This is a genomic window from Allobosea sp. R86505, from assembly GCF_042466375.1.
In the GTDB taxonomy this organism is placed as follows: domain Bacteria; phylum Pseudomonadota; class Alphaproteobacteria; order Rhizobiales; family Beijerinckiaceae; genus Allobosea.
Genome location: NZ_JAXHPY010000001.1, coordinates 3356721 through 3368262 on the forward strand (window position 1 = coordinate 3356721; position 11542 = coordinate 3368262).

Annotated in this window: 13 protein-coding genes; 4 read left to right on the plus strand and 9 right to left on the minus strand. The window is 68.0% G+C overall.

Annotation, left to right across the window (positions count from 1 at the left end; genetic code table 11):
- Positions 1 to 80: 80 nt before the first annotated feature.
- From radA to SJY11_RS16120, 4 genes are all read left to right on the plus strand, one after another.
- On the plus strand, positions 81 to 1478 hold the full coding sequence (gene radA, locus SJY11_RS16105; RefSeq protein ID WP_376987732.1) for a DNA repair protein RadA: 1398 nt from the start codon (positions 81 to 83) through the stop codon (positions 1476 to 1478).
- 106 nt (positions 1479 to 1584) lie between these two features.
- Complete coding sequence (locus tag SJY11_RS16110) at positions 1585 to 2280, plus strand: CvpA family protein (RefSeq protein WP_376987734.1); 696 nt, start codon at positions 1585 to 1587, stop codon at positions 2278 to 2280.
- A 32-nt stretch (positions 2281 to 2312) separates the two neighbouring features.
- Positions 2313 to 3800: an amidophosphoribosyltransferase gene (gene purF, locus SJY11_RS16115; RefSeq protein ID WP_376987736.1), complete on the plus strand. Its 1488-nt coding sequence runs from the start codon at positions 2313 to 2315 to the stop codon at positions 3798 to 3800.
- 164 nt (positions 3801 to 3964) lie between these two features.
- Positions 3965 to 4705: an SDR family NAD(P)-dependent oxidoreductase gene (locus SJY11_RS16120; RefSeq protein ID WP_376987738.1), complete on the plus strand. Its 741-nt coding sequence runs from the start codon at positions 3965 to 3967 to the stop codon at positions 4703 to 4705.
- A 94-nt stretch (positions 4706 to 4799) separates the two neighbouring features.
- On the opposite strand, the gene der is transcribed toward SJY11_RS16120, so the two are convergent.
- The 9 genes from der to mce all read right to left on the minus strand — a co-directional run bounded on the left by der (position 4800) and on the right by mce (position 11514).
- Positions 4800 to 6218 carry a ribosome biogenesis GTPase Der gene (der, locus tag SJY11_RS16125; protein WP_376987740.1) on the minus strand — a complete coding sequence of 473 codons (1419 nt, stop codon included), beginning with the start codon at positions 6216 to 6218 and terminating at the stop codon, positions 4800 to 4802.
- A 157-nt stretch (positions 6219 to 6375) separates the two neighbouring features.
- Positions 6376 to 7038 (minus strand): tetratricopeptide repeat protein, encoded by a 663-nt coding sequence (locus tag SJY11_RS16130; RefSeq protein WP_326912008.1) that lies wholly within the window; start codon positions 7036 to 7038, stop codon positions 6376 to 6378.
- Between the two features lie 189 nt (positions 7039 to 7227).
- Complete coding sequence (gene queA, locus SJY11_RS16135; protein WP_376987742.1) at positions 7228 to 8319, minus strand: tRNA preQ1(34) S-adenosylmethionine ribosyltransferase-isomerase QueA; 1092 nt, start codon at positions 8317 to 8319, stop codon at positions 7228 to 7230.
- A 6-nt stretch (positions 8320 to 8325) separates the two neighbouring features.
- Positions 8326 to 8796 (minus strand): peptidylprolyl isomerase, encoded by a 471-nt coding sequence (locus SJY11_RS16140; RefSeq protein WP_376987744.1) that lies wholly within the window; start codon positions 8794 to 8796, stop codon positions 8326 to 8328.
- A complete protein-coding gene (locus tag SJY11_RS16145) occupies positions 8796 to 9461 on the minus strand; it encodes a hypothetical protein (RefSeq protein ID WP_376987746.1) in 666 nt (221 codons plus the stop codon). Before SJY11_RS16145 ends, SJY11_RS16140 begins: the two co-directional genes overlap by 1 nt.
- A 4-nt stretch (positions 9462 to 9465) precedes the next feature.
- Positions 9466 to 10020, minus strand: a complete 555-nt coding sequence (locus SJY11_RS16150; RefSeq protein WP_376989346.1) for a peptidylprolyl isomerase — start codon at positions 10018 to 10020, stop codon at positions 9466 to 9468.
- Between the two features lie 444 nt (positions 10021 to 10464).
- Positions 10465 to 10695 (minus strand): DUF1467 family protein, encoded by a 231-nt coding sequence (locus SJY11_RS16155; protein ID WP_305693634.1) that lies wholly within the window; start codon positions 10693 to 10695, stop codon positions 10465 to 10467.
- Entirely contained in the window at positions 10692 to 11105 is a 414-nt protein-coding gene (locus SJY11_RS16160; protein WP_376987748.1) for a RidA family protein, read from the minus strand. The genes SJY11_RS16155 and SJY11_RS16160 overlap by 4 nt, the downstream gene beginning before the upstream one ends.
- Positions 11106 to 11109: 4 nt before the next feature.
- Entirely contained in the window at positions 11110 to 11514 is a 405-nt protein-coding gene (mce, locus tag SJY11_RS16165; RefSeq protein WP_376987750.1) for a methylmalonyl-CoA epimerase, read from the minus strand.
- Between the last annotated feature and the right edge of the window lie 28 nt (positions 11515 to 11542).

An 11542-nucleotide genomic window follows, 5' to 3' on the forward strand; every position in this document is an offset into this window, starting at 1 on the left:
AATTTACGGGCATCGCGCCCCGTCGTGAGTTCCGGGTTCCCGGCTTCGCCGGGCCCCGGAATGACAGGCGGAGAAGGCTGATGGCCAAGCGCGGTCCCACCTATACCTGCCAGGCCTGCGGGGCGGTCTATCACCGCTGGCAGGGCAAGTGCGACGCCTGTGGCACCTGGTCGTCGCTGACGGAGGAGGCGCAGGCTGCGCCGGTTCCCGGCGCGCGCGGGGCCTCGTCCGGCCGGGCGCGCGGGCGCGTCTTCGCGCTGGAAGGGCTGAAGGGCGAGACCCAGGACGCGCCGCGCATCGTCTCGGGCATCGGCGAGTTGGATCGCGTCACGGGCGGGGGCTTCGTGCCGGGCTCGGTGCTGCTGATCGGCGGCGATCCCGGCATCGGCAAGTCGACGCTGCTGATGCAGGCCTGCGCCGCCCTCGCCTCAGCGGGCCGGCGCGTCGTCTATGTCTCGGGTGAGGAATTGACCGGTCAGGTCCGGCTGCGCGCCGAGCGGATGGGGTTGTCTGAAGCCCCCGTCGAGCTGGCGGCCGAGACCAATGTCGAGGATATCGTCGCGACGCTGGGCCAGGGATCGCGGCCGGCGCTGGTGGTGATCGATTCGATCCAGACGATGTGGTCGGGCGAGGTCGAGAGCGCGCCGGGAACGGTGACCCAGGTGCGCGGCTCGGCGCAGGCGCTGATCCGCTACGCCAAGACCAGCGGCGCCTGCATGATCCTGGTCGGGCACGTCACCAAGGACGGGCAGATCGCGGGCCCGCGCGTGGTCGAGCACATGGTCGACGCCGTGCTCTCCTTCGAGGGCGAAGGCGCGCATGCCTTCCGGATCCTGCGCGGCCAGAAGAACCGCTTCGGCGCCACCGACGAGATCGGCGTCTTCGAGATGACCGGCAAGGGCCTCTCGGAGGTCTCCAACCCCTCGGCCCTGTTCCTGGCCGGGCGCGACCAGGCCGCGCCCGGCGCCGCGGTCTTCGCCGGCATCGAGGGCACGCGCCCGGTGCTGGTCGAGATCCAGGCGCTGGTCGCGCCGACCTCGCTCGGCACGCCGCGACGCGCGGTCGTCGGTTGGGAGAACAGCCGCCTGTCGATGGTGCTGGCCGTGCTCGAGACGCATGGCGGGCTGCGGCTGGGGCAGCACGACGTCTATCTCAACGTCGCCGGAGGTTTGCGGGTCAACGAACCGGCCGCTGATCTCGCCGTGGCGGCCGCGCTGGTCTCGTCGCTGACCGGGGCGATCCTGCCGCCCGAATCGGTCTATTTCGGCGAAATCGCGCTGTCGGGCGCGATCCGGCCGGTTTCGGTCGCGGCGGCGCGGCTGCGCGAGGCCTCCAAGCTCGGCTTCGAAGCGGCTCTGATGCCGGCTGGTGGCGCCGATGCGGGCGACGGCGGCGGCCTGTCGCTGCGGCGCTTCGGCCATGTCACGGAACTCGTTGCCGATATCGCCGCGCGAGCGCCCCGCCGCAGTGCGAAATGACCCTGTCGCAATAGTGACGCAACGGGCGCGAACGCGTATAGCAAACCCGATGCGGCCAGCCGATCTTTTGCAGGCCATTCCGAGACCATAACGAAGCGGCTCATCCATGCCTGTGACCATTCTCGATCTCGTCGTCATCGGCGTGATTCTGATCTCGGCTTTGCTGGCGGCGGTGCGGGGGCTCACGCGCGAGGTGCTCGCGATCGCCTCCTGGGCGACCGCAGCAGCCGTCGCCTGGGTGTTCCACCCGCAATTGCTGCCGATCCTGAAGCAGTACATCCCCAACGACATGATCGCGCTGATCGCCTCGATCGCCTCGCTCTTCCTGGTGACGCTGATCGTGGTCTCGCTGGTGACGGCGCGGATCTCGGATTTCGTGCTCGATTCGCGCATCGGCGCGCTCGACCGGACGCTGGGCTTCGTCTTCGGTGCCGGGCGCGGGCTGCTGCTGGCGGTGATCGGCTATCTCTTCTTCGCCGCGCTGATGGGCGACAAGAACATGCCGCCCTGGGCCCGCGACGCCAAGGCGAAGCCGATGCTCGAGGAAACCGGTCGCTCGCTGCTGACGATGCTGCCGCAGGACGTGAACGCCGACTTCATCAAGAACCTGCTGAAGCCCAAGGGCGAAGGCGAACCGACGGAAGCCCCTGCGGAGGAGCCGCGCACGCCCACCGCCCCGGGGAGCGACCCGCAGCGCCGCACCGAAGTGCCGAACGCGACGGACCGCCAGGCGCTGCAGCGCGCCATCGACGGCACGCGCCCGCCCCAACTCGCCCGTAATTCGCACGTAATTCGCACGTAGAAGCCTGTCGTCCCGCTTCCAGGAGCCCCGTGATGGTCGCAGAATCCTCGACGAAGGCCAGCGCCAGCGACGCCCCCTTCGATCCCTATGCCGACCGGCTGCGCGAGGAATGCGGCGTCTTCGGCATCTTCGGCCATGCCGATGCGGCGGCGCTGACGGCGCTCGGCCTGCATGCGCTCCAGCATCGCGGCCAGGAGGCGGCGGGCATCGTCACCTTCGATGGCGGACGCTTCCACTCCGAGCGCCGCCTCGGCCTCGTCGGCGACGCCTTCTCCGAAGCTTCGGTGATCGACAAGCTCAAAGGCTCGCAGGCGGTCGGGCATGTCCGCTATTCGACCACCGGTGAGACGATCCTGCGTAACGTCCAGCCGCTGTTTGCGGAGCTTCATGGCGGCGGCTTCGCGGTCGCCCATAACGGCAACCTGACCAACGGCCTGACGCTGCGGCGCAATCTCGTCCGGGACGGGGCGATCTACCAGTCGACCTCCGACACCGAGGTGCTGCTGCATCTCGTGGCGCGCAGCCGCAAGCCGCGCTTCATCGAGCGCTTCGTCGAGGCGATCCGCCAGATCGAGGGCGCCTATGCCTTCGTCGGCATCACCAACAAGAAGCTGATCGGCGCGCGCGACCAGCTCGGCATTCGTCCGCTGGTGCTGGGCGAGCTCGATGGCGCTCCGATCCTGACGTCGGAAACCTGTGCGCTCGACATCATCGGCGCGCGCTTCATCCGCGAGATCGAGAATGGCGAGGTCGTCGTCATCTCGGAGACCGGCATCGAGAGCCACAAGCCGTTCCCGGCCGTGCAGGAGCGCCCCTGCATCTTCGAATACATCTATTTCGCCCGCCCCGATTCGATCGTGAAGGGCCGCAGCATCTATGAGCACCGCAAGGCGATGGGCGCGCAGCTCGCCCTCGAATTGCCGGCCCATGCCGACGTGATCGTGCCGGTGCCGGATTCCGGCGTGCCGGCGGCGCTGGGCTATGCGCAGGCGAGCGGCATCCCCTTCGAGCTCGGCATCATCCGCAACCACTATGTCGGCCGCACCTTCATCGAGCCGACGCAGAAGGTGCGGGAGCTCGGCGTGAAGCTGAAGCACTCGGCCAACCGCTCGGTCGTCGAGGGCAAGAGCATCGTGCTCGTCGACGATTCGATCGTGCGGGGGACGACCTCGTTCAAGATCGTGAAGATGATGCGCGAGGCCGGGGCACGCGAGGTACATTTCCGAATCTCTTCGCCGCCGATCACCCACCCGGATTACTACGGCATCGACACACCAGACCGTGAGAAGCTGCTGGCGGCGACCCATTCGCTCGAGGAGATGCGCGAGTTCGTCGGCGCCGATTCGCTGGCCTTCATCTCGGTCGACGGGCTCTACCGCGCCATGGGGCACGAGCGGCGCGATCCGATCCGGCCGCAATTTACCGATCACTGCTTCACCGGCGATTATCCGACCTCGCTGACCGACGTGATCGGCGAGAGCGCCAAGCAGCAGATCTCGCTGCTGGCCGAGGCGGGCTGACGACGGCGCCGCGACCTCCGCAGCCCTCATCCTGAGGAGCTGCGGCACGCGGCGTCTCGAAGGATGATCCAGATTTCTCCGGAGCCCCATTTGAGCATCCTTCGAGACGCGCCTTCGGCGCTCCTCAGGATGAGGGCTGCGGATGTGGGCACGGGGGACCAGGAATGACCCAACCTCTCTCCGGGCGCGTCGCGCTCGTCACCGGCGCCTCGCGCGGGATCGGGCGGGCGGCTGCGCTCGCCTTCGCCAGGGCTGGCGCCCATGTCGTCGCGCTGGCCCGCACCAGCGGCGCGCTGGAGGAACTCGACGACGAGATCCGGGCCGAGGGCGGCAGCGCCACGCTGGTCCCGCTCGATCTCGGCGACGCCCCGGCTGTCGAGAAGCTCGGCCCGGCCCTGCTGCAGCGCTGGGGCAAGCTCGACATCCTCCTGGCCAATGCAGGCATCCTCGGCCCGCTCTCGCCACTGACGCATGCCTCGCCCAAGGAATGGGCCAGGGTCTTCGACACGAACGTCACGGCCAATTGGAGGCTGCTGAAGTCGGTCGAGCCCGCGCTCCAGGCGTCTGATGCCGCACGCGTCATCCTGATGTCCTCGGGCGCGGCGCATAAATGCCTGGCCTATTGGGGCCCCTATTCGATCTCCAAGGCCGCCGTCGAAGCGATGGGGCGCACCTATGCGGCCGAGACGGCGACGACGCCGCTCAAGGTCATGATGGTCAATCCGGGGCCGCTGCGCACGCGCATGCGGGCGGAGGCCATGCCCGGCGAAGACCCGCTGACGCTGAAGACGCCGGAGGAACTGGCGCCGCATCTGGTCGCCATCGCCTCGCCGGACTGGGCCGAGAGCGGCAAGATCTTCGACTTCCCGCAGGGCAAGGTGCTCAGCCCGCAGATGCCGGGTTAGGCTCAGGCGTCATGCTCGGGCTCGACCCGAGCATCTCTTGCCGAAGATTCTCGGGTCTCCGCTGCGCTCCGCCCGAGAATGACGCGCCGGGTTGTCACCCCGCGCGCTTGTTCTTGTCGTAGGGGTTCTCGCCGCCGCGGGTGTGCAGACGGATCGGCGTTCCCGGCAGATCGAAGGCTTCGCGCAGGTTGTTGACCAGATAGCGGGTGTAGGACACCGGCAGATGGTCGAGCTGGTTGCCGAACAGCGCGAAGGTCGGCGGGCGCGCCTTGGCCTGAGTCATGTAGCGGATCTTGATGCGCCGGCCGGCCACGGCTGGCGGCGGATGGGCCGAGAGCACGCCTTCGAGCCAGCGGTTGATCTTCGCCGTCGAGACACGGCGGTTCCAGACATCATAGGCCTGGAACACGGCCTGCATCAGCCGGTCGATACCCTCGCCGGCGAGACCCGAGAGCGGGATGATCGGCACGCCGCGCACTTGCGCCAAAAGATGGGTCGCCTTCTCCTTGAGCTCGGCCAGGAGGCCGTTCTTGTCGGCGACGAGATCCCATTTGTTCAAGCCGATGACGACAGTGCGGCCCTCGCGCTCGGTGAAGTCGACGAGCGTCAGGTCCTGCTTCTCGAAGGGGATGGTGGCGTCCAGCAGCACGACGACGACCTCGGCGAAGCGGATCGCGCGCAGCGAATCCTGCACCGACATCTTCTCGAGCTTTTCCTCGATGCGGGCGCGTTTGCGCATGCCGGCCGTGTCGAACAGCTTCACCGGCCGGCCGCGCCATTCGTAGTCGACCGAGATGGTGTCGCGCGTGATGCCGGCCTCGGGGCCGACGAGCAGGCGCTCCTCCCCGATCATCCGGTTGACCAGCGTCGACTTGCCGGCATTCGGGCGGCCGATGATGGTCACGCGCAGCGGCTTGTTGGGGTCGTTGTACTCCGCCTCCTCGTCGACGAAGGCGGCCGGTGCCTCGACCCATTTCTTGTCGCCATAGCTCTCGTCGAAGGGCTCTTCTTCTTCCGGCTCGACATCGACGTAAGGCGCCAGCGCCTCGAGCAGGTCGGAGGTGCCCTCACCGTGCTCGGCCGAGAACGGCACGGGATCTCCTAGGCCCAGAGCGTAGGATTCGAAGATGCCGTCGAGCCCCTTCCTCCCCTCGGCCTTGTTGGCCAGCAGGATGACGGGCTTGCCCGATTTCCGGACGAGATCGGCAAAGGGCTGGTCCATCGGCGTCAGGCCGAGCCTGGCGTCGATCATGAACAGGATGACGTCCGCCTGGGCGATCGCGACCTCGGTCTGCGCACGCATGCGCCCGGCGAGCGAGCCGGGATCGGCTTCCTCCAGCCCCGCCGTATCGACGATGTTGAAACGCAGATGGCCGAGCGCAGCCTCGCCCTCGCGCCGGTCGCGCGTCACGCCGGGCCGGTCGTCGACCAAGGCGAGTTTCTTGCCGACGAGCCGGTTGAACAGCGTCGACTTGCCGACATTGGGACGGCCGATGATGGCGACGGTGGTCATTGCAGTTCCATTACAGCAGCAGTGCCGCTTCGTCATTCCGGGGCGGCCGACAGGCCGAACCCGGAACCCACGACCGGGTGACCGGCGGTGTCGGACGACAGCAGCTCGTCGTGGTTTCCGGGTCCATCGCTCCGCGATGTCCCGGAAATGACAAATTTCAGTTCTTCGTCTCGACCGGCCCACCGCGCACCAGAGCGAGATAGAGCTCGGTGCGCTGGCGCAGGACGGCGGGCGATTGCGGGTCGGTGACGATGGCATCGAACCAGCGGCCGGCATCCTCGAAGAGATTGGCCTTGAGCGCGGCGATGCCGAGGAACTCGCGGGCCGAATGGCGCCAGGCGCCCTGCGCGGTCGCCAGCGGCTCCAGCGCCGTCCGAAGCTCCGGATAGGGCACGAGATCGACGCGCAGCATGCCGGCCCGCAGCCGGGCGAGATCGCGATAGAGCTGGCCCAGCGAGGCATCGGCCGCGATCTGGTCGAAGGCGGTCGCGCCAGCGGCGGCATCGCGCTTGGCCGTCTCGGCCGCGAGGCGGAAGCGGGCGATCTGGCGGTATCCCGCCGGCGCGCTCGCCGCGAGTTCGCCGAGGATGGTCTCGGCCTCGGAACCGTTGCCGTCGCGTGAGGCCTTCAGGGCCGCCTCGAGCCGGGCGCCGACGACCTGCGAGGCCTGCTGCTCCCGGTAGAGCCAGAACTGCCAGCCGGCCACGGCCGCGACCGCTAGCACGGCCAGTCCCGTGACCAGCCAGCCATATTTCTTCCAGAGCTCCGCCGCCTTGTCGCGGCGCACTTCCTCGTCGATCTCGCGGAAAATATCGGCCATGGTCCGTCAGACATCCTGTGTGGTGGTGCCCGGTAGCATTTTCGACCGGCAATGGCGAGCCGGAACAGGATTTTCTTGACCGCGCAGCGCAGAGTTCCACTCAGCGTCATTGCGAGCGAAAGCGAAGCAATCCAGAGCGGCCGTGCTCGACGTCCCCCTGGATTGCTTCGCTTACGCTCGCAATGACGGCTACGGCTGCTTCCCCCGATGCAGCAGGCTGCCGTCGCCATAGGAGTAGAAGCGGTAGTTCTCGGCGATCGCATGGGCATAGGCCCGCTTCATCACGTCCAGGCCGCAGAAGGCCGAGACGAGCATGAACAGTGTCGAGCGCGGCAGGTGGAAATTGGTCAGCAGCAGATCGACAGCGCGGAAACGATAGCCCGGCGTGATGAAGATCGCGGTATCGCCCGAGAAGGGCTGGATGATGCCATCCTCGCCCGTGGCGCTTTCGAGCAAGCGCAGCGAGGTGGTGCCGACCGCGATGATGCGCCCGCCTTTCGCCCGCACAGTGTTGAGGGCGGCTGCCGTCTCCGGCGAGATCGTCCCCCATTCGGCATGCATCCGGTGCTGGTCGGTATCGTCGGCCTTGACCGGCAGGAAGGTGCCGGCCCCGACATGGAGCGTCACGAGATGGCGGGTGACACCCCGCGCCTCCAGCGCCGCGACGAGGTGGGGCGTGAAATGCAGACCGGCCGTCGGCGCCGCCACGGCACCGTCCTTGCGCGCGTGCATGGTCTGGTAGTCCTGCGCATCGGCGGCATCGGTCGCACGCTTGCCGGCAATGTAGGGCGGCAAGGGCAATTCGCCGAGGCGGGCGATGGCCTCGTCGAGAAGGGGACCGGTCAGCGCGAAGCGCAGCGCGACCTCGCCGCCGTCGGCCTTGGCGACGATCTCGGCCTGGAGGCGGCCGAGCTCGCAGGCGCCGCTCTCGGCCTCGTCACCGAAGGTGACGGTTTCGCCGAGCGCCAGCTTCTTGGCCGGCCGCGCGAAGGCCAGCCAGCGGTCGGCCGCCTCGCGCTTGTGCAGCATGATCTCGATGCGGGCGGAGGCTTCGCCCCGCCGGCGCCGGCCATAGAGCCGGGACGGAATGACGCGCGTGTCGTTGAGGACGAGCGCGTCACCCGGTTGCAGCAGATCGACGAGATCGCGGATGCCGCGATCCTCGAAGGGCTGCGGGGCATCGGGCCTGACGACGAGCAGACGGGCCGCATCGCGCGGGCTGACGGGCCTCAGCGCGATGCGGTCTTCGGGCAGGTCGAAGTCGAAGAGCCCGACATCCACGGTGCGTCAGGCCGCGTCGGCCATCACCTTCATCGAGACGATCGAGTCGGGATCGCGCACGGGCTCGCCGCGCTTGATGGTATCGACGGTCTCCATGCCTTCCACGACCTGGCCCCAGACCGTGTACTGCTTGTCGAGGAAGCGCGCGTCCTCGAAGACAATGAAGAACTGGCTGTTGGCCGAGTTCGGGTTCTGCGAGCGGGCCATCGAGCAGATGCCGCGGACATGCGGCTCGGCATTGAACTCCTGCGCCAGGTCGGGATGCTTCGAGCCGCCGGTCCCTGTGCCGTGCGGGCAGCCGACCTGGGCCATGAAGCCGTCGATGACGCGGTGGAAGACGATCCCGTCATAGAAACCCTCGCGCGCGAGCAGCTTAATGCGCTCGACATGCTTTGGCGCGAGGTCGGGGCGCAGCTTGATCACCACCTTGCCCTTGGTGGTTTCCATGACGAGGGTGTTCTCGGGATCGAGCGACATCAGATCGGCCTTTCATTGGACGGCGCGCGGCCGTGGAAGCGGATGGACAAGGGTCGCCCCGCGATAGCGGCTCCGAGCTGCGGCGACAACCTCATAGGTGTGCAGCTGCGAACGGCCGCGACGACGGATTCGGTGAAGCGGCGGCGCAGATCGGCTTGCGTCTGCCGGGTCTGCCAGGTCACGCGCGGCTCGCCGAAGAGCGAACCGTCGCGACGCAGGCTGAAGCGCACGGTCGCCATCGCCCCGCTCGCCGGACCGTCCATCGCCGGTGGTGTCCAGCAGCGGCGCAGCGCCGGGGCGATGTCGGCGAGGCGGTCGAGCGCGCCGCCGTCGGGCGTCTTCGTCGCCGGCTCGACCGTGCCGACCACGCCGATCTCGCCGCTGCCCGGGCGTGGCGCCGGCGGGATCGGCCGTGTCGCGGCGCCCGGCAGGTCGGCGTCGCCGCCGAAGCGACCGCCGACGCCGGGAGCATAGCGCTGGCCGGACGGGGGCGGCAGCACGGGGTTCTGGGAACCAGAGGGAGGCGGCAGGACCGGGTTCTGCGATCCGGATGCCGGCGGCAGTCCGAGATCGGTCGTTCCCTGCGCCGCAGCCGCGCCCGCCGTGACGGCGGACAGGGCGCAGAGGAGCAGGCCCTTCAGTGCGCGCGGCGCCCTACCCGCCATCGGCTTACTTTACGTCGGACTGGAGCCGCATGCGGATGATCTTGTCAGGCGCGGTGACCATGCCGCTGCCGGCGGCCCCCTTCTTGATCTTGCGGACGGCCTCCATGCCCGAGACGACCTCGCCGAAGAGCGTGTACTGGCCGGTCAGCGAGCCACAGCCCTCATAGCAGATGAAGAACTGCGAATTGGCCGAATCGGGCGACTGCGAGCGCGCCATGCCGACGGAGCCGACCTTGTAGGGGGTGGGCGTGAATTCGGCCTTGATGTTGGGCAGGTCGGAACTGCCCGTGCCGGTGCCGGTCGGGTCGCCGGTCTGCGCCATGAAGCCGTCGATGACGCGGTGGAAGACGATGCCGTCATAGAAGCCGCGCTTGGTCAGCGTCTTGATCTGCTCGACATGCTTGGGCGCGAGGTCCGGCCGCAGGCGGATCGTCACCGGCCCGTTCTTGGTCTCGAGGATGAGCGTGTTGGCGGGATCGGGCGCCTGAGCGCGGGCCGGCGCGGTCGCAAGGCCGAGGGAGGCGAAAAGAGCGAGGGTGGCGAGCGAGTGGCGCAGCATGATCGTCTCCTTGGCCGCCGAGATGTCGGCGTGCATGTCGTCGCGGGCGTCGTAGCGGCATCCTTTGGCCGGAACAAGGCGCCGCAGGACGCCGAATCGCATGATGTTGCACCGCACAAGTGCAGCGGAGAATAAATTTGCAAAAAGTTGAGGCGCGACCTGCTCAAAGTGATGACAGACGTGTGGCGATCGGTTATCAAACCCTTGCTGGACACGCTTTGTTGAACGAAGCGCCGCGGACCAGGTCTCGGGAGGACAAACGCCCGTTCAGTATACGAGTCGCACGCAAACAGATGTGTGCCGTTACTGCGGTAAAAACAGACTAAGAAGGCAAGGCACCGGCCTTGCCTTTTTCTTTGTCTGGTGTCCGGCGCGTCGATGGCCGCCCCAGTGTCCGGTTGCCCAGGGGCCTGCCGCAACGAGCCTGCCGCAGCTTCCGGCGGCTCAGATGTCGAGCGCCGCCCAGCCATACCAGACGAAGACGAAGACCACCGCCGCGATCAGCGAGGTGATCACCACCTTGCGGCGAAGACCCGGCAGGGCCGGAGCGCCGGGCTCGGTGCCCTCGACCACGTCCCCGGTTTCCACCTGGCTGCGCACGCCGAAGGGCAGAACGGCGAAGAGCACCGTCCACCAGATCACGAAATAGACGGCGAGCGCACTCGCGATCGTCATGGCTGCAGGTCCTTTCCGGCGGTGTCGGCCAGCGCGATGCAGGAGAAGGCGACGCGGGCCTGCGTCGGCACGCCGAAGCGGGCGGTGTGGCGCGCCGGCAGCCCGCCCGGGAAATGCTTCACATATTCGGCATTGCACGCGGCATAGTCGGCCGGATCAGTGATCAGCATGGTCACCTGCACGACGCGTGCGAGGGAACTGCCGGCCTCGGTCAAGATCCCGGCGATATGGGCGAGCGCGTTGCGGACCTCGTCGGCCGGCGTCTCGCCGCGATGGATGCCGCGGGCGGGATCGTGCGGCGCCGAATGGCCGGAGACGAAAACGAGGCCGCCGGCGCGCGTCGCCGCACTGAAGGGGCGGGCAGAGCCTGGCTCCGGCTGGCCGAAGAACATGATCGCGGATGCGTCCATCGCCTCAGGCCTGCTCGATCTCGACGAGCGTGCCGGTGAAGTCCTTCGGATGCAGGAAGAGCACCGGCTTGCCATGGGCACCGATGCGCGGCTCGCCCGTGCCCAGCACCCGCGCGCCCGCCGCCTTCAGCCGGTCGCGCGCGGCGAGGATGTCGTCGACCTCGTAGCAGATGTGGTGGATGCCGCCATCGGCATTGCGCTCGAGGAACTTCATGATCGGGGAGTCGGCGCCGAGCGGCTCGAGCAGTTCGACCTTGGTGTTCGGCAGTTCGACGAAGACGACCGTGACGCCATGCTCCGGCTGCGGCAGCGGCTGCGAGACGCGGGCGCCGAGCGTGTCGCGATAGAGCGCGGTCGCGGCAGCGAGATCCTTCACGGCGATGGCGACGTGGTTGAGGCGTCCGATCATGTTGCTCCCCTGCTGGCTCAGACCGATC